Annotated in this window: 17 protein-coding genes, 1 tRNA gene and 2 pseudogenes; 7 read left to right on the top strand and 13 right to left on the bottom strand. The window is 47.2% G+C overall.

Annotated elements, in window-relative coordinates:
* Positions 1-115 precede the first annotated feature (115 nt).
* From ACM5QY_RS08485 to ACM5QY_RS08460, 6 genes and pseudogenes are all read right to left on the bottom strand, one after another.
* Positions 116-370 (bottom strand): DUF7683 domain-containing protein, encoded by a 255-nt coding sequence (locus ACM5QY_RS08485; RefSeq protein WP_416120173.1) that lies wholly within the window; start codon positions 368-370, stop codon positions 116-118.
* A pseudogene (locus ACM5QY_RS08480) lies at positions 367-899 on the bottom strand (colicin E3/pyocin S6 family cytotoxin); the annotation flags it as partial. The pseudogene ACM5QY_RS08480 and the gene ACM5QY_RS08485, both read right to left, overlap by 4 nt.
* Positions 900-1,055: 156 nt before the next feature.
* On the bottom strand, positions 1,056-1,307 hold the full coding sequence (locus ACM5QY_RS08475; RefSeq protein ID WP_416120172.1) for a DUF7683 domain-containing protein: 252 nt from the start codon (positions 1,305-1,307) through the stop codon (positions 1,056-1,058).
* Positions 1,308-1,349: 42 nt separating this feature from the next.
* Complete coding sequence (locus ACM5QY_RS08470; RefSeq protein ID WP_416120171.1) at positions 1,350-2,810, bottom strand: S-type pyocin domain-containing protein; 1,461 nt, start codon at positions 2,808-2,810, stop codon at positions 1,350-1,352.
* Positions 2,811-3,118: 308 nt separating this feature from the next.
* Positions 3,119-3,544, bottom strand: a pseudogene (locus ACM5QY_RS08465) (tyrosine-type recombinase/integrase); the annotation flags it as partial.
* Between the two features lie 111 nt (positions 3,545-3,655).
* Positions 3,656-4,767 (bottom strand): IS3 family transposase gene (locus ACM5QY_RS08460; protein WP_416120170.1). Its coding sequence is split into 2 segments (ribosomal slippage): positions 3,656-4,506 and positions 4,506-4,767, totalling 1,113 coding nucleotides; the frame shifts between segments, so codons are not numbered across the junction.
* Between the two features lie 800 nt (positions 4,768-5,567).
* On the opposite strand from ACM5QY_RS08460, the gene ACM5QY_RS08455 reads away from it, so the two are divergent.
* On the top strand, positions 5,568-6,737 hold the full coding sequence (locus ACM5QY_RS08455; RefSeq protein ID WP_416120169.1) for a DUF6602 domain-containing protein: 1,170 nt from the start codon (positions 5,568-5,570) through the stop codon (positions 6,735-6,737).
* Positions 6,738-7,135: 398 nt separating this feature from the next.
* On the opposite strand, the gene ACM5QY_RS08450 is transcribed toward ACM5QY_RS08455, so the two are convergent.
* The 4 genes from ACM5QY_RS08450 to ACM5QY_RS08435 form a co-directional block, all read right to left on the bottom strand.
* Positions 7,136-7,549, bottom strand: coding sequence for a hypothetical protein (locus ACM5QY_RS08450; protein WP_416120168.1), 414 nt, complete (start codon positions 7,547-7,549; stop codon positions 7,136-7,138).
* Complete coding sequence (locus ACM5QY_RS08445; protein WP_416120167.1) at positions 7,546-8,292, bottom strand: hypothetical protein; 747 nt, start codon at positions 8,290-8,292, stop codon at positions 7,546-7,548. The genes ACM5QY_RS08450 and ACM5QY_RS08445 overlap by 4 nt, the downstream gene beginning before the upstream one ends.
* A 1,141-nt stretch (positions 8,293-9,433) precedes the next feature.
* Complete coding sequence (locus ACM5QY_RS08440) at positions 9,434-9,607, bottom strand: ogr/Delta-like zinc finger family protein (RefSeq protein WP_416122850.1); 174 nt, start codon at positions 9,605-9,607, stop codon at positions 9,434-9,436.
* 9 nt (positions 9,608-9,616) lie between these two features.
* Positions 9,617-10,402: a capsid protein gene (locus ACM5QY_RS08435; protein ID WP_416120166.1), complete on the bottom strand. Its 786-nt coding sequence runs from the start codon at positions 10,400-10,402 to the stop codon at positions 9,617-9,619.
* Between the two features lie 578 nt (positions 10,403-10,980).
* Here ACM5QY_RS08435 and ACM5QY_RS08430 point away from each other — a divergent pair.
* From ACM5QY_RS08430 to ACM5QY_RS08405, 6 genes are read left to right on the top strand one after another with little or no spacing between them, the layout of a single operon-like run.
* Positions 10,981-11,241, top strand: a complete 261-nt coding sequence (locus ACM5QY_RS08430) for a helix-turn-helix transcriptional regulator (protein ID WP_379671615.1) — start codon at positions 10,981-10,983, stop codon at positions 11,239-11,241.
* The gene (locus ACM5QY_RS08425) at positions 11,238-11,483 is read left to right on the top strand and encodes a hypothetical protein (protein WP_416120165.1); all 246 of its coding nucleotides are present in this window, start codon (positions 11,238-11,240) and stop codon (positions 11,481-11,483) included. The genes ACM5QY_RS08430 and ACM5QY_RS08425 overlap by 4 nt, the downstream gene beginning before the upstream one ends.
* A 13-nt stretch (positions 11,484-11,496) precedes the next feature.
* Entirely contained in the window at positions 11,497-12,021 is a 525-nt protein-coding gene (locus ACM5QY_RS08420) for a host cell division inhibitor Icd-like protein (protein WP_416120164.1), read from the top strand.
* On the top strand, positions 12,018-12,281 hold the full coding sequence (locus tag ACM5QY_RS08415; protein ID WP_379671613.1) for a hypothetical protein: 264 nt from the start codon (positions 12,018-12,020) through the stop codon (positions 12,279-12,281). The genes ACM5QY_RS08420 and ACM5QY_RS08415 overlap by 4 nt, the downstream gene beginning before the upstream one ends.
* A complete protein-coding gene (locus ACM5QY_RS08410) occupies positions 12,278-12,619 on the top strand; it encodes a DUF5375 family protein (protein ID WP_416120163.1) in 342 nt (113 codons plus the stop codon). The genes ACM5QY_RS08415 and ACM5QY_RS08410 overlap by 4 nt, the downstream gene beginning before the upstream one ends.
* 11 nt (positions 12,620-12,630) lie before the next feature.
* Positions 12,631-14,967, top strand: coding sequence for a primase-helicase zinc-binding domain-containing protein (locus ACM5QY_RS08405; protein WP_416120162.1), 2,337 nt, complete (start codon positions 12,631-12,633; stop codon positions 14,965-14,967).
* A gap of 236 nt (positions 14,968-15,203) precedes the next feature.
* Here the strand turns inward: ACM5QY_RS08405 and ACM5QY_RS08400 are convergent, their stop codons facing one another.
* The 3 genes from ACM5QY_RS08400 to lysS all read right to left on the bottom strand — a co-directional run bounded on the left by ACM5QY_RS08400 (position 15,204) and on the right by lysS (position 18,293).
* Complete coding sequence (locus ACM5QY_RS08400; RefSeq protein WP_416120161.1) at positions 15,204-16,376, bottom strand: tyrosine-type recombinase/integrase; 1,173 nt, start codon at positions 16,374-16,376, stop codon at positions 15,204-15,206.
* A gap of 164 nt (positions 16,377-16,540) precedes the next feature.
* Positions 16,541-16,614 (bottom strand) — tRNA-Gly (locus ACM5QY_RS08395).
* Positions 16,615-16,763: 149 nt separating this feature from the next.
* Complete coding sequence (gene lysS / locus ACM5QY_RS08390; RefSeq protein WP_416120160.1) at positions 16,764-18,293, bottom strand: lysine--tRNA ligase; 1,530 nt, start codon at positions 18,291-18,293, stop codon at positions 16,764-16,766.
* Positions 18,294-18,296 lie beyond the last annotated feature (3 nt).

The raw sequence follows: 18,296 nt of genomic DNA, 5'->3' as shown, positions 1-18,296 counted from the left end.
TGTACTAACTTATGCGCCCTGAACTCTCTTCTTTCAGACAGGGAAAATGAAAAGCCCCTGCTTTTCAGAGCGGCGCTCAGAGAGTCAACCTTTTGTGGCTGCTGTACTCTTTTGTCTATATTTCACCGCTGCTTATTTGAAAATCGAGGTCATCCATGAAAAAGTGCTTATTCAAAATATTTTCTATCGCCTTTACTTGCTCCTTCGTGAGATCAAATCCACCTAAACCAGCAACAAAATCGTTATAATCAGATGCAGACAAATTCATAACCATAGATATATCAGGTAATTTTTCTTTAGGAATTTCAATCTCAAAATCAAGCAGTTCATCCGTTCGGTTGAACGCATCCACTGTATATATCATTGTCATTTTTCAACACTCCTAGTCGGATCGGCGGCCTTCGTTTGCTCACCAGTTACAGGATCAAACTCCCCCAAATGCTTATGCCCTGTTCTGTCATACATCTCAACAGTACCGTGCTGCGAATCCCATTCATAAATTTTCCCGCTATTATCTTTACAGCGAGAACGAAGGGTTCCACCTCCTTTCACCGGCGTTTTTTTCTTCGCCTTTTGGGCATCAGGGAATGCTGGTAATGGTGGGTTTCCTTTTGGTGCCACATGATATTTATGATCATTACACAGATAATTATAAATCGGTGCATACCGTGCGGCAGATTCACCAGGATGTAATCATCAAACGATTTTTCATCCGGGATCGGCAGCGAGATTGACGGGCTGCCTACTTCCCCAGCGCTTGGCAGCGGTAATACTGTGATAGTCGACGGTATATAAGGCTCGTCCCGGTTGCCGGTATTGGCTGGCGCTTTAAACTCCACCTCGTCCGGCGTCCAGACTATCGTTGGCTTGTCTGCACCATCTCCCCAGAACTCATAGTCGCTTGGTCGCTGGTTCAAGTCCAGCAAGGACCACCAAATTAAACAAGGACTTACGCTAAAAACGTGAGTCCTTTTTTTTTAGGGGATACTTCCGAACGCTAAACACAGAGTTTTATGGCTGCGTTTCGTCCACCTTCGCCACAATATCCATCTTACTCAAACCTCACCACCTGCGATCTGGATAATGAATTGCTCCGAATAGAACACCACACCTAACAAAACCTCAAGCTTTTCAGCTTGTTCCTTTGTGACATTAAAACCACCTACACCATTAAAAAATGATTCTTTATCCACAGCGTTCCAGCCCATGAGTTTCGCTACAGCTTCCAATTGAAACTCAGGAATTGTAATTTCACGGATCAACTCTTCGCTCACTTTGTCGAACATCTCAATAGAATAAATAATCATTATTTTTCAACCCTCCTCGTTGGGTCTGCAGGTTTTGTTTGTTCACGCAGTAACAGAATCAAACTCCCCTAAATGCTTACGCCCTGTTTTGTCATACACCTCAACAGTGCCGTGCTGTGAATCCCATTCATATATTTTCCCATTAGAATCTTTCCACCTGGCCCTCAACCCTCCACCACCTTGTATTGCTGTTTTCCTAGGTGCACGTTTAGCGTCAGGGAACGCTGGTAATGGTGGCGTAGTCTGGGGTGGAGAATGATACTTATGAGGGTTACTCAAGTAGATATAAATCGGCGGCATGCCGTGCGGCAGATTCACCAAGATGTAATCATCAAACGATTTTTCGTCCGGGATCGGCAGTGAGGTTGACGTGTTGCCTACTTCCCCTGCGCTTGGTAACGGTAGTACTGTGATAGTCGAAGGTAAATACGGTTCGTCCCGATTGCCGGTATTGGCTGGCGCTTTAAACTCCACTTCGTCCGGCGTCCAGACTAACGTTGGCTTATCGGCGCCATCTGCCCAGAACTCATAGCTCCCGGAAAAACGGTTCCGCTCCATCGAGCGTACGCGCACCTGATCCAGACTGCTATCAGCGCCAGTGTGATACGCCACCGGCTTTAAGCGCCCGTACTTATCATTCACCCACTGAAACCGGATACGTGTCGGTGCCGATTTACCCGCCAGTGCTGCCAGTTGGCTACCTGTCAGTATGTCGTCTTCTCCGGCGTTCAGTTTGCTGGAATAGAACGTTCCGACCACGCCAACCGTGACAGGGTTAACAAACACTGCGCCAGAACCGACAAAGTGACTCAGCCCGCGTAAAGCGTTCATTCCGGCTGCTGCCAGCTCTGCCCCGACGCCGGTTGCCACCGGAATTGCCAGCGGCATACCGGCCTGCGCCGGTGCGTCAGGTTTAGCGCCAAACATCCGTTTGTACCACGGTAAGCCGGTGTCCGTTTTTTGGCTACCGCTGGCCGGTTTACGATTCGCCGCCTGGGCGTGTTGCTCTGGTTCTGGCTTCGCCTTCTCGAGCTGGGCTGGAGTACCAAAAGACAGATGACCAAAATTATAGTGAGATTCATCTGACGTGCCCGCTTCGGTGTTACCCCTCCCACGTTCACCAGATTTTGCAAATACCGGTACAGGGGCAGCCGGAGGCGCAGAAGAGGAAACCTGCGCAGCGGTTTTTAGTGCTGCGGCCTCGGCTGGCGCGTTCTGGCTAAAAGCCTCACCCGCTGGGGAAACATATTGGGTCGTGGAGCCAAAAACCACATTGTTCGGGCATCTGCAGAGAACACGGTCACCGGTCGCCACAAATGCCTTACCATCCTCCGACATATCGAAGACGGTTCCTATTATCTGATAAACCCCACCACACTTGCTGCATGAGGCCATATCCCCTGTGAGTGCCAGCGCCTTGTTACCTTCGTAACATGACGACGACGCAGACAAAACCGCCCCATACGTGGTTTTATCTCCCAGACAAACTAATGCTCTAGCCATAATCCCTCATGAAACCAATGGATAAGAGCAACCATCTTATAGCCATACAAACTTAAGCCAAATTTTTTAACCAATAAACCTCAAGAACTTAGCATTTTGGGCTTTTTATCTTAAATCTTTGTTTTCAATTGAGGATTTAAATCGATGGGAGCCAGAGTTAATTAACAGAATAGGCGAACGGTTAAGCGCTTAAAACGTGGAGGGCACTAAGCACCACCAGCGCATTATGAACGACGATCACGTCACCGCCATTAGGACCAAGCGCAACCGCTCTGTTTCGGCTTTCACTTTTTCGGTGGCCGCATAAATTCGCTAATTGGCCGGTGGCCGATCACCGGGAAGACATCGGCCTCAAACGTTTTAAGCATTTCAGTGCGGTATGAATCAGACCAGCGATCATAGCGACGGGCATACCACTCACGCGCTATCTGCTCGAACGTATTGGATGCATCACCCAACCGGGCATGTTTTACCTGTTGCTTGTTTTCGCTGGGATCGCCGCCTGCGTTAAGTAATTTTTTGGCTTCATCTCTGATGGTTCGGGCTTCAGCCAGAGACACTTCAGGATATACCCCCACGGCCAGCAATTTTTCTTTAACGCCTATCCGATACTTCATGCGCCAGTAACGTGAGCCGTTTGGATTGACCAGCAGGAACAGCCCGCCACCATCGGCAAGCTTGTAGGCTTTCTCTTTCGGCTTGGAAGTCTCTACCTGTCTGGCGTTGAGTTTCATTTGGGGGTATCTCATGGGGAGAGCATCGCTCTGCTGGGGGTATTTTTACAGGGTGAACAACCTGATACCCCCATATATACCCCCAGACAAGGGTATGTAAGTAACCCAGCTTTAGTTCCACACACTTTTTGAGATTTCCGGTTTCTCAGCCATCAGCCGGTATTCTTCCGGTGTCAGGTTATTCAGGGATTCATGGGGCCGCTCACTGTTATATTCATTCAGCCAGCGCTCCGTTATTTCCCGTGCTTCATTCAGTGTTCTGAACAGATAAAAATCCAGTATTTCGGTCCGGTATGTTCGGTTAAACCGTTCTATAAACGCATTCTGTGTTGGCTTACCCGGCTTGATAAATTCCAGCATCACGCCATGCTCTTCGGCCCATTGCGCCAGAGCCAGTGATATCAGTTCCGGTCCGTTATCCATCCGCATCTTCAGCGGATATCCACGGTTTGCCACGACCCTGTCCAGCACTCTCACGACCCTCTGCGCCGGGATATTCAGGTCAATTTCGATCGCCAGTGCTTCGCGGTTAAAATCATCCACCACGTTGAAGGTCCGGAAGCGCCTGCCGCACACCAGAGCATCGTGCATAAAATCGATGGACCAGCTCTGGTTCATCGCCTCTGGCGTCGCCAGCGGAGCCGGATTACGCAGCGGCAGGCGCTTTTTTCCCTTACGGCGAAAATTCAGTTTCAGCAGGCAGTAAATACGGTGAACCCTTTTATGGTTCCATGTATTGCCCTGCCTGCGCAGCACCTGAAAAAGCTTTTTAAATCCGTATCGCGGATAGCGTTCAGCCGCCACGGTCAGCGCCATAATCACCGGCTCATCACGTCGCGTATCCGGCTGATAACGAAATACCGTCCTGCTCAGCGACAATGTCCTGCATGCCTGGCGTAAGCTCATGGCAAACTGCGCGGTCAGATAGCTGACCAGCTCACGCTTTATCGCTGGTTTTAAAGCTTTTTTTCAATAACGTCTTTCAGGGCGCGGCACTCGAGACTCAGGTCCGCAAACATCTGTTTCAGCCGGCGGTTTTCATCCTCAAGATCCTTCATCTTTTTGATATCAGAGGCTTCCATGCCGCCGAACTTCGCTTTCCAGTTGTAGTACGAGGCCTCAGAGATCCCGGCCTCGCGGCAGACATCCTTAACGGTGCGTCCGGCTTCGACGGACTTCAGAACGGCGATGATCTGGTGTTCGGTGAATCGTGCTTTGCGCATGGCGATCTCCTCCGGGGACATAATCAGTATGCCGGAAGATCTCTAAAAGTGAATGGTCCGGTTTACCGGGATACTTACAGGTAGATTTCAATAGATAGCAGAGGACAAGGCCAGAGCGATAAAGTGGCTTAAGGCGCGTATTTACTGGGTTTAGAGGACTTTATGGGAGGCTACTGGAGGACATTTTGGAGCGGTGAAGGGAATAACCATTGATGAATAAATAATTGATAATTATGTCATAAATATTTTTAAATTACTTTCATATACACATTACTATACACAATCCATCGCTCTGCCTTTCGTATACAACTTTGGTAAATGCGATTTACTAACTACTGTTCATCACAGCCTGTCGCTGTATGTCAAACATAACATTATGACCTCGATCTATGCCCTACACCCGCTGTTATCACAACATAGATATCTGCATTTACTTGGCTATCCATTTGCGTTTTACTTGACTATCACCAAAAAAAATTACCCGACCAGACTACATTGAGAGACAGTTGTCAACGAAGAACGGCCATTGACTTCCACAAGAAGCAAAGAAGTTCCGAAAGTAAATGGTCTGGTTATGTGAGAGACCTACAGTACAACCGATAACATTCACTTTTCATTCGTTTTTTTTCAACCTCAAATTTTACTAACGACTAGTACATAACTACACTTTTGAGAATAGTAATGCTCGCAAAAAAGTAAAACCAGAGCTAATATATATTATAAAACAACTGACTATAGTCAAATACCATATACAACCCTTAAGGGCCAAGTCATTTAACTATTAATTTCATGAGATAAATATGGATATACGAAAAATATTTGAAGCTATAAGTTTGGAGTTATCGGCAAAATTCCAAAAGACTATACAAATAAAGCACAATGGTGGAAAAGGAGATAATAGGGAGAATGCTTTCGTAGACTTCCTAAAGGAGTACTTGCCTAATAAATATGGCATAGGTCGTGGCGAGGTGATTTCGCCTGAAAATGAAATTAGTGGTGAACTGGATATTGTGATCTTTGATAAAGATCATTGCCCTCTATTTTTAAAATCTGATTCTCACTCTCTATACCCAAGAGAAAGCGTATTTGGGGCTATCAGCATGAAGTCTCACCTTGATAGCGATGAGCTAAAAGATGCGTATAAAAACATTGCTAGTTTAAAAAAAGTAATGTCCACGCAGGATTTTACTGACTCATTTGCACCTGGAATGGTTACAGGGTTGAGTCCTGTAGTACCTGTAACTGCAATATTTGCTTATGCAGCAAATAGAAGTCTTGAGGCTATTGCAAAACAAGTTAACGACTTAGATAAAGAACTGGATAATATTAACCTAAGGCCGGACTTTGTTGTAGTTCTCGGGCTAGGTATTGTCGGCCCCAATGGTCGAATAAGAAATAATTTTAACATGTACAATCTGCCAAATGATTATGATAACCTATCATTATTAAGAGCAACTGGTAGGCATACGCTTCTACGATTTTATATGCAACTGCTTGATGAATTAAATTCAATAACGCAGCCTAAACTCAATCTTCATTCATATTTCAATATGCCTTCTAGAGTAGGAGAGCACAAGGTAAGGAATCATGATCAGTTAATTATTAGATTTGATGGTGAAGAGAAAAAATCTGTTAGGCGCCTGACACTTGCAGCTATAGATAAAATTATTCAAAACTCAAAAATGGTCACACTAAAAGAGCACTTCATAAACCATTTGGGTAGGCTACCATTAGATGCCGAGGAAATGTATGATTTATCAACTTTTGTGTATGAATACAATCCCATGAACAAACCACCAATACAAATCCTGTTGAATGAAAACGGACGCCCGGTTGCTGATGTAAATACCTTTCAACCACTTCAAGTTGAGATTGATGGAAATAAATATGCTATTGATGCAAATAGTATTAATAAAGATGACTTTGAGGAAAATCCTGACTTTACGGTTACCGAACTAATGTCGCAGTGAGGCATAGAGAACGTAATAAGTTGAAACGTTTACTCGCTGCACTCCCAAATTATTTACATGTTGCCAGCGTTACCAATGTTTGCTTATGGCAAAAAGTCGCCAGATTGAAGGATCATAAGTTCTGCAATGAGCAAGAAGCGGGCTTCATGTTTAATAGATTACATCATGAGGTACAGATAATCTGAAGCATTCCATGAAGTACAATTTTTCATCAAAAATCTGGTTGGATTTCGCAGCATCCTCTGAGCTGAAATGAATGTAGTCTTTGATTCAAAGCGACTATAAGCCAGTTAAATTACTGTAAACACAAAATCATTCCACCGACCTTTCCCAAATTTGTAAACACCATCCAAAAAATCTTAACTTTTAAAATAAAGGAGCCTTTCGGCTCCTTTATTTTACTCTTCAGTTTGTGGCTTTTGCTCTTCACCTTTAGAGCTAATAGTCGATTTGCCAAGTTTACCTATCTCAGCGTCAATCATTTCATTGTACTTGATCCGTTTTTGCACATCAGATAAGTTAGACTTGTCAATAAGATTAACAACTCTTTGCAACTCTTCGCTTATACCCTTACCCGTTATTGCGTCAAACATAGTTTTGATCTGACACAGTATAAAGCCAAATATAGATACAGATGCTTTCGCGGACGAATTAGGTTCCATAGCAAGAAACGTGATTATGCCCGGGTATGCGCCGGTTAAAAACCACAAAAATGCTCCAAGAACATAACCAACTGCACTTCTGATTGGGTAATAGAAAGTTAGGATTCTACATCCGGCATCAATCCATCTTGAAGCAACATCACTGTTCATTGGAAGACTCCATTCTCAGAGTTAAATACTTTACTCTTCTCCACCCTCAAAAGGTCGACAAAAACTTTCCGTTTCCCATTTTTGTCATCAAAGTCATTTTTATTTTTCTTGTCTGTAATGAATTGCAGAAGTTGCAAAGCCTCTAGTCGATTAGTTCCGAAAAAACCATTAGTCACTCTGAATTCCAATACTCTTATCTTAACTTCAAGAATAATGAAGAATGCTATGGGGACTATGCAAACCAACAATGATTGACTATAAAATAGGCTCGCTATTGTTAGCGCTGCAAGCCCTATTACAGCAATAAACTTCGCTCGTAAGTTCTCAACTTTTGATTTAGCCAAAAACAATTCTGTTACGGTTTCTTTAGCATCTTTCCTTTTATTTATTTTTTGTTTATTTATATTTAAAAGATTCCTCCGCATAACCTCAAATTTTATTGCACGCTTGATAAGTATCTTTTCGAGGAAATTTTCATTGTTTTCTAAAATATAAATACTAGCTTCTAATATTTTAGAAACAGAATTAGGCGCAATTTCCAAAAGAGTTTTTGCTAGTAAAGCTGCCACATTGGTTGCCTGCTTAAAAAACACACCTGCAAATACTGCGGAAATAGCAGGAATTAAAAAACTTACTAAAGAAATTAATATTTCATTCTTACTTTCGTAAGCAAAATACACGCCAGCAATGATAGCTATCACTGACACTACTGATAAAACTAGCTTAATCAAATATTTATCCATTATAATCTCTTAAAGTAAACCTGACTCGATTAATGATTTAATATTAACTTCCCCGTCAATATACGTTTTCTCGTTTGTGTAGAATGAAACCTCACTCGCTTTAACACTATCAACGCTCAGCTTAATTGGCTCTTCATTCTCTGCGACTTCCTGTTCCAGAAAATAAGATGACTGTCCGGATGAATTTATCAAAGCGAGAAATTACTTCCAGAATATCAATCCGCTAAATGACTCATACTCAGTTTGCATGCTGCGCCTAACTTTTTCCACGTATGAGCTATCCAAGGTACTTCATAATGATTTCCCCCTAAAGATACTCTAACTTCCATGTAAGGTCTATGTATCCACTTCGTCTGCCCTTCGTTCAGTAGTTAGTTAATAGATGTCACCGTTCAATTCGCACCGGATCATGCACTTATAATCAGCGAAAAACAGCCATCAGCAGATGAGAAGCTTGTCCTATAACGGTTAGTTTTCCACACCTAACTGAAGGACTACCGTTAGGTAATTTGACCTCTACTCCATTTATTGGCATAGCCTGAGAATAGCAATATCTGCTTTGGGCACATAACCGTCGCTAGATAGCTTGAACCGTGGTGTACGGGTTAAACAGTTATTAAGTGGTTCACTTACGCTGCGCGACTACAACGGCTAAGTTGCAAAGGCTTAGGCCACAGTGCGTGCACTAAACAAAATAACGAAGACGGGCATGCAAGAAAGTTTACGCTTTGCCTCAGAGTCGGATCTATTACAGGGGTGCTGACCCTAAATCTGATTTATTAAACAAAGCCATTAGAGAATGGTGAAAAATTTTAAATAGAGAACTGTTTGTGCCATTTTTCTTCTGCCACACCTCGGCGCGCGCAGTTCTCCCCGCCTGCCCGCTGCGGACTTAGCTCACTGGTTTTAATGCATGAATTAAAGCCTCTCAAAACCCGTGTAGCAAGGAGTTAGAGCCATTTTGAGCACTCTGGGTTGCATGCAAAACCATGCATCCTATGCATGCAGAGCTCACAAGGACAGGCTAGCCAGAGAAAAGGCTGTCAGGAAGGACGGTTTTGCACTGCATTCATGAAAAATGCCGCCTTATTCGAAAGCGGCACTTGAGATTGTTTTTTGGGGAATTGATACGAGCTGAAATTTATATTTTCCGCTTCAGATTTTCTCTTTTAACGATTTTACTGACACTTTCATTCGTTTTACATGTGCATGAGCATTCCAGCCTGGTGCACTGATAATAAGACTCCTTTATCTGTTCGGTGATATAACGGCTTGTGCGAATGTGAGAAACAGAGCTGCAAAGCGGGCAGCGCATCATTTACTGTTACTCCTTACTTGTAGCAGCACGCTCTGCCAGCTTACGTGCAAGTAACTGCCTTTTTATGGGACTTTGCAGCAGCCCCATATCGACACCAGGCAGCGCAGGAGAATGCGTCCCGATTTTCTCCAACATAGGTTCTGCATCCATGTTGAACTGACCTATGCTAGCCGCCCCGACAAGCGCCTTGCCAATTTCAGCGCTGACAATTTTGGCGGGCTCTACATAATGACCGGTTTGTGTTTCCTGGTAGCTGACGTTGGATAACGCCAGAAGTTTAAGTTTCACAGCGCGTACCAACGCCGGACTGAGATTATTGATGGCCAGTCGCCACTGATGGTCAGCATAGACATTGAGTGCGCTGCGGTGGGCGCTAATCAACGCATCCCCGGCATTAGCACAATGCAACATCGCCGACTGTTTCTCGACATTCAATTCTTCAATCAGGTCATCGAATTCTTTAACTAATCCCTGCTGAACAGCTCGCTGACTGTGCGCATTCTTGAGTTCGTCAGTCATAACCCCGCGTGACTTGCGAAAACGCGAACGCCAACTCTCTTCGTTCTCTTTGATTTCGCTGTTCGCCGTTTCTTTTTCCTGGGCGCATCGCGCAATCGAACTTTCAATTTCATCAAGTGCCCGCTTTTCCTGAGCAAAAGCCGCTTTGGCCTGCTCAAAGTGTTGGATGGCACCTTCCGCGTTTCCTGATGATGGCTTTTCGTTGTGACCGGCTTTGACCTGAAGAAAGTCCTGGATAACGGCTTCGACGGTTTTGGTTGAATCGGGTTTCATGGCATACCTTAGCAATGTGTTGTCAATGTGAGGATATTGTGGGGAGGCTGGCACAACATTTCTATCTGATGGCGTTTGTTCAGCGCTGGTACAACGGACTGAGATGTAAGCCAAGAAAGTGGAGAGAGTTTATGTTTCTATAAATACTATTCACTACTGTTCACTCTAAAATAAAATATAATTAAATCATTAAGTTAAACAGTGAACACCTTACCTAAAGGTATTCACTCGCTGTTCACGACTGTTCACTGTCTTAAAAAGCCTTTTTTCTGGCTAGCCCAAAATAATTTAATATTTTTTTCCTATTAAAATTGAGTTTATTAATAACCAAAGCCACTTAATCATTGTTCAGTAAACAACCTGCATATCACTGTAGGCATTTGTAGGCAACTGTAGGCAACTGTAGGCATTTGGGCTTTTGTGACCTGATGTTGTTTAAAAAAACAAGCATTTTTTTTCAAGGTTTTTTAACGCAAGAGCTTGTTGCTAAACGCAAAAATATTATCAAAATAGGGGGCTCCTTAACGAAACAGCCGGTACTGGACGCGTCCAGCCGGATACTAATATGAGGTAGCACCATGCTCTCCACCGCTCAAAATACGCCCCCTTCTTCTGCCCTTGTTATGCCACCGGCTTACCCGCGCGATCGCTTTATGCGACTGCCGGAAGTGATCCACACCACCGGCCTCTCCCGCTCAACCTTGTACGACTTAATCAGCCGTCAGCAATTTCCTGCCCAGATTTCTCTCGGTGGCAAGAACGTGGCCTGGCTGGCTTCCGAAATAGAGGGCTGGATGAATGACCGCATCGCCGCACGCGCTCAGGAGACCATGCAATGATTTCTCTGTCTGTCGGTCATCATAATATCCAGCTCAATACACAAGAGGCGGCCTATCTGGCTGAAGGCCTGATGGCTGAAGGCCTGATGGCTGCCGCCTGCGGCAGAAAAAATCCCTTGCCTGCGTTTACCAGCAATACCCTGGGCGTATTATCTGTAGCAGCCGAAGGCGTTAGTTCAGGGGATGATTCACACTTCCGATCAAATCCGCAGCAGTCCGATCAAGTCCTGACCGATTGCTAAGGAGAAACGGCAAATGCTTCAAAAAAGGCTTTTCTCTGGCGAGCCCCTGCTCTATAGTTTTTGTGCTGCCGCAAAATCGGCAGCCGGGCGTGGAAACCCGAGTTTAACTATGGCGACACAACACGCGCCTTGCGTGTTTTTTTATGTCGCGGCCTTAGTGCACCTGTTATCTGCTCAGTGGTTTCTTAACCGCTGTGCTTATCAAGCAATGGTGGCTCAGGCGGGGCAGCCTTCGGGCTGGCCGGTTCACATAGTTACCGGTATTTCCACCCCCGTCTGGGCTACCACCCATAAGCGTGGAAACTTCGGTGGTAGCTGTAACCAGCTAACTATGGAGGCCAATATTTTGGCTACTACCCTCGCATCATCACACCCAAAATTTACGTTCCTGTTTGCCGCCGTTCGCCGTGCTGAACCCAAAGCGCCGGTTTGTATGCTGCGCTCCGTAGCCGACAATGAACATTCCGCCCGTCGCCTGTTTGCCCGTGACTATGTGCTGTGTTTTGCCGGTCGCCTGCCCGCTCAGGAGGCCGCATGAACAAGCTCGCGTCCTTCTATTTCCCCAACACCCATTACCCTATTCCGCATGCTGATTTCCTGCGCCTGCAACACGCGCACAACGTCGGCGTGATGTTCCTCGACATGCTTGATACGCAGGACACCTTCGGGCATGTACCCAGCGGGGATCAGCTAAATTCCATGGCCTCCATGGTTGCACTGCTCACTGACCAGCTCGGCAAAGTGGTAGACACCTGCGAAACCGCCATAAAAACGCAAATGGAGGATGTCTACGAATGAATATGACTCAGCAGTCCTGCCTGCCGGTTGAAGTGCTCACCGCCCTCTACCGGCGCGCACTGGCACAGGCTTATCTCGACGCCTGTACCGCCTACGGCGTTGAAACCGGCTACACGCTTGATGAACTGCAAATGACCATCGCAAAAGAAGTCGAAAGCTATTACGTCCGTCAGCACGGCGCAAAGCTGGGTATGGACATCGCCTGCGCCATGCTCCGCGATATGGTGCAGCCCGATATTCTGGTGGCAAAACCCCGCCTGACACCGCTGGGAGAATCCATGATGGACGAGCTGTTCCGGCCTTGTCTTCACACCACTCCACATACCACGCTGCACTGACAGAGGCGCACATGACACAAATGATTGTTCAAAACACCGTGAGCGCCGCAAAAGGCCGCTGGCCTCAGCTTCTTTCCGCGCTGGGAATAAACGTTGCCCTTCACGGGCATCATTCTCCCTGCCCCGTTTGCGGGGGAAAAGACCGCTTTCGCTTCGATAATCGTGAAGGAAGAGGCACCTGGATATGTAACCAATGCGGTGCCGGTGACGGATTAAACTTGGTTGAGAGAAAACTGGATATCAGTGTGAAAGAAGCCGCCGTGAAGGTGGCTGAAATTCTGGGAGAGGTTCAGCCTCTTGCGGTTCATCACGACGAGGCCGCAGAACAAAAGCAAAAAGACGATGCCCGCCATAGGGCAGCCGGTCAGGCCAAAGCGCTGGTGAATGCCGCCCGTAAAGCGGCAGGCAATGCCTATCTGAAGAATAAAGGCTGGCCGGATAAGGAAGCACTGAACTTACAGGGCAGCGGCCTGCACGTGGGCGGCATAGATTTCGCGGCGGGTGACCTGGTCATTCCGCTGTATGATTTGTCGGGTCACCTGGTCAACGCCCAGCTTATTAGCGGGGCGGGGAAAAAATGCACACTTGCAGGTGGGCAGGTAACCGGCGCCGCTCATCATTTTGAAGGGAACGACAACACCGTTATCTGGATGGCAGAAGGCTATGCAACCGGTCTGACAATACATGCGCTGACGGGCGAAACCGTGTATGTGGCACTGAGTGCCAATAACTTCCCTCATCTGGCTGAGTGCCTGCGAGAGAAATACCCTGACGCCTTGCTGCTTATGGCGGCAGATAATGATGAGAACGGCACAGGACAGAAGAAAGCGAAAGAAGCCGCAAATCTGGCCAGCGGAAAGGTTGCGCTCCCCTTAATCGCCGGTGACTGGAACGATGTATTCATGCAGGAAGGTCGTGACAAAACGCTGGAACAGCTCCGCGCTTTTACTCAGCAATCTCCTAAGAGCCCCTTTGAAACGGTCAGCGATGCCGATCTCAAGGCCATGAGCCAGAGTGAGAAGTGTGAACTGCTGATAGTCCATTATGAACACCATCTGGCTATGCCTCCGGTGGGGGAAGATCTTTGCCGCTATGAGAACGGGGCTTGGCTGGTATTGCCGCACAGGATCCTCAGCCGTGAAATTGCCGCTCTATTTCAGAAAGCACAAGCGCCTTTTTCAGCGCCACTGATTAGCGGCATGATCGAAACCCTAAAGCTCATGGTGCCTGAAATGAGCAAGCCCGCGCGTCACTTAATTGGTTTTCGCAATGGCGTTTTTGACACCCGCACCGGAAGTTTTAGCTCTCACCGCAAAGATAACTGGTTGCGTACCGTCAATAGCGTGGATTATTCGCAGGCCAAGCCAGGGGAAAATCTTGCCGAGCATGCTCCTCACTTCTGGCAATGGCTTACGCGGGCGGCAAACCAGCAAGGCGAAAAGCAAGAGCGCATTCTCGCGGCGCTTTTCATGGTTCTGGCGAACCGATATGACTGGCAATTGTTCCTTGAAGTGACAGGACCAGGCGGCAGTGGTAAAAGCGTCATGGCAGCCATAGCGCGCATGCTTGCTGGGAACGACAATACCACCTCCGCCAGCATCGAAACGCTTGAGTCCTCCCGCGAACGGGCTTCCCTGGTGGGATACTCTCTGATTATCTTACCCGACCAGGAGAAATGGAGCGGCGATGGTGCAGGGATTAAAGCCATCACCGGCGGCGATGCGGTAGCCATTGACCCGAAATACCGTGATGCTTATTCAGCGCACATTCCGGCGGTGATACTTGCGGTGAACAACAACCCGATGCAGTTCAGTGATCGCAGCGGCGGCGTATCGCGCCGGCGGGTGATCATTACCTTTCCCGAAGTCATATTGGCTAAGGAACGCGACCCAAAACTGATCGAGAAAATAGAGGGAGAGCTCGCGGTAATTGTCCGCCATCTGATGGGACGCTTTGCAGAGCCTGGCGAAGCCCGCGCACTGCTGGAAGAGCAACAGAACTCCGACGAAGCGCTAGAGGTCAAACGAAGTTCAGATTCAATGGTCGATTTTTGCGGTTACCTGCTCGCGGTTCCGTCACCCAGTGGTTTGTATATGGGCAACGGAAACATACGTCCGTCCAATCCCCGCAAATACCTTTATCACGCCTACCTGTCTTTTATGGAGGCGCGCGGGCATCAACACCCGATCACTCTCTCACACTTCGGCAAGTTCATCCCGCAAACGATGAAAGAGTATGAGATTGAATTTTTAAAGAGAAAGACTAATCAGGGCGTGCAAACCAATCTGATATTAAACGAGGACTGCGAAGCTGACTGGCTGCCAAAGAGCGACATCAATCAAGTGTAAACAGAAACCGGCTTAGGCCGGTTTTTTTCATATAACGAGATAAGTGGTCACCGGAAAGTGATGAGGTGTGAACAGCTGCGGACAAGGTAATCACCACTTAGTTACTTGAAAAATAATGAATAAATAGAAAAGTGAACACTGTGAACACTTTTCTAATAAATCTTTTTTTCTAAGTCACCTGTTCAGCGTGAGTTTGGATACAATGAAAAAACGTTAAGGTATAGGATCTATAACATTCAGATGCCAAAACTATCCATATAATCCGCATACCACTGCATCATCTCCCGACGCCCATCTAAATATAAAGCGTGGTTATACGTGCCCCTAATGCTGTTCTTATCAACATGAGCGAGCTGTAGCTCGATCCAAGCAGAGTTATAACCTTTCTCATGCAATATTGTGCTCATGGTATGTCTGAATCCGTGACCGGTTGCTCTACCGTTGTAACCAATGCGTTTCATCACCTGGTTTATAGAGGCCTCACTGATAGGTTTTCTAAAGTCTCGCCCTGGGAAAATGAGTTCATAACGGCCAGTCACGATTCTGATTTGTTCAAATAAGCCTATTGCCTGTTTAGATAACGGCACCAAATGAGGACGCCCCATTTTCATATGCTCGACGGGTACTTCCCACACCTTATTCTCCATGTCGATTTCAGACCATTGCGCCCTACGTACTTCACCTGGGCGTAATCCAGTCAGAATTAGAAGCTGGGTCGCAATTTTGGTGATCACGCTGCCGGTATAAGCGTTTAACTCACTTAAGAACTCAGGTAATTCATGGGCGGCCAGATGTGCATAATTATTGGCCTTATGGGGTTTCATCGCTGAGGCGAGATCCGGCGCGGGATTGTACTCTGCGCGACCAGTGATAATAGCGTAACGGAAAACCTCACCACACCTCTGGCGCACCTTGCGTACTTTCTCTGTCGCTCCCCTGCTTTCTACCTGTCTAAGCATTGCCAAAAGCTCTAAAGGCTTAATTTCTGCTATAGGACGAAAACCAAGATACGGAAATACATCTTTCTCAAAGGTATCCATCATCTCAGTTCGGTATGATGCCGACCAACGGTCAGAACGATGCTCATACCATTCACGGGTAATCGCTTCAAAGGTGTTAGTTGCTGAAAGAATCTTTGCGGCTTTCTGCTCCTTCCGCAATGTACTTGGATTAACACCTGATGCAACCAGTCGACGAGATTCATCACGCCTTTGTCGCGCATCAGCCAGGGAAACGTGCTCATAGGTTCCTAATGACAGCATTTTGGGTTTACCGTCAAAACGATAGCGAAAACGCCAAGCTTTACTACCGTTGGGCTCAACAAGAAGGGATAAACCCAGGCCATCGCTCAGAGTGTAAGGCTTTTCTGTGGGCTTAGCCTTTTTGATTTGTAGTTCTGTCAGGGGCATTGTGTATAGGAATCCGTGTGTATAGAAAAACTATACGAGATCATATACACATCAGGCACTGGCTTTCAAGGGATGCACTCGGACGCGAGCGGACAACAGAATGGATAATAACATTGATTCTATTGGTTTTTTTGGATGATTACGGAAGGTTTGGGAAGTGCTTTTGGAGCGGGTGAAGGGAATCGAACCCTCGTATGCAGCTTGGGAAGCTGCCGTTCTACCATTGAACTACACCCGCTAAGGTGTGCGACTGGCATTATAACCGGTTACGACGCCGGAGCAAGGCGTGATTACGGAGAAGCGCTGGAGTTTTAAGCAGTTAGCATCGGGCGTGATCTCAGACACGAAAAAGGGCGCCGGAGCGCCCTTTGTTGTTTCCGGCGGGACTTATTTTTGCGTCTGAGGACGCATTGCCGGGAACAGGATCACGTCGCGGATGGTGTGGCTGTTCGTGAACAACATCACCATACGGTCGATACCGATGCCCAGACCGGCAGTCGGTGGCAGGCCGTGTTCCAGCGCTGTCACGTAGTCTTCGTCATAGAACATCGCTTCGTCATCGCCTGCATCTTTTGCAGAAACCTGGTCAGCAAAGCGCTGCGCCTGGTCTTCTGCGTCGTTCAGCTCGGAGAAGCCGTTACCGATTTCACGACCACCGATGAAGAATTCGAAACGGTCAGTAATTTCAGGGTTTTCATCATTACGGCGCGCCAGCGGAGAAACTTCTGCCGGGTATTCAGTAATGAAGGTTGGCTGGATCAACTGCGCTTCGGCGGTTTCTTCGAAGATCTCAGTCACGATACGGCCCAGCCCCCAGCTCTTCTCAATTTTGATACCGATAGATTCTGCAATCGCGGTCGCTTTCGCCAGGTCGTCCAGATCGGCAACGTTGGTTTCAGGACGGTATTTGCAGATAGCTTCACGCATGGTCAGTTTGGCGAAAGGCTTGCCGAAATCGAAAGTCTGATCGCCGTACTGCACAACACTGCTGCCCAGAACAGACTCAGTCAGGGTGCGGAACAGGGTTTCGGTCAAGACGATCAGGTCTTTGTAATCCGCGTACGCCATGTAAAGTTCCATCATGGTGAACTCAGGATTGTGACGCGGAGAAACGCCTTCGTTACGGAAGTTACGGTTGATTTCGAAAACGCGTTCGAAGCCACCGACAACCAGACGTTTCAGATACAGTTCCGGCGCAATACGCAGGTACATGTCGATGTCGAGTGCATTGTGGTGAGTGATGAACGGACGCGCCGCCGCACCACCTGGGATCACCTGCATCATCGGGGTTTCGACTTCCATGAAGCCATTTTCCACCATGAAGCTGCGGATACCCGACATGATCTGAGAACGGATCTTGAAGGTTTTACGGGAATCGTCGTTGGCGATCAGGTCAAGATAACGCTGACGGTAACGCGCTTCCTGATCCTGCAAACCGTGGAATTTATCCGGCAACGGACGCAGCGCTTTGGTCAGCAAACGCAGTTCAGAACAGTGGATCGACAGTTCGCCGGTCTTGGTTTTGAACAGTTTACCGGTCGCACCCAGGATATCGCCCAGATCCCATTTTTTGAACTGCTCGTTGTAGATGCCTTCCGCGAGGTCATCACGCGCAACGTAAAGCTGGATACGACCGCCAACGTCCTGCAAGGTCACGAAAGACGCCTTGCCCATGATACGGCGGGTCATCATACGGCCACCGACGGTAACTTTGACGTTTAAGGCTTCCAGTTCTTCGTTGGTCTTCTCGCCGTATTTCGCATGCAGATCGTCAGAAATGCTGTCACGACGGAAATCGTTAGGGAAAGCGATACCGGATTCGCGCAGCAAAGCCAGCTTCTCACGACGTGCTTTCAGCTCGTTATTGAGATCTGGTACGTTTTCTGCGCCTTGCGCGGCTTGTTGTTGTTCAGACATGTT

The sequence above is a fragment of the Rahnella sp. PCH160 genome (genome assembly GCF_047784855.1).
Lineage (GTDB): Bacteria > Pseudomonadota > Gammaproteobacteria > Enterobacterales > Enterobacteriaceae > Rahnella.
Note: the sequence above shows the minus strand (reverse complement) of the source record. Positions and strands in the feature narration are given on the sequence as shown.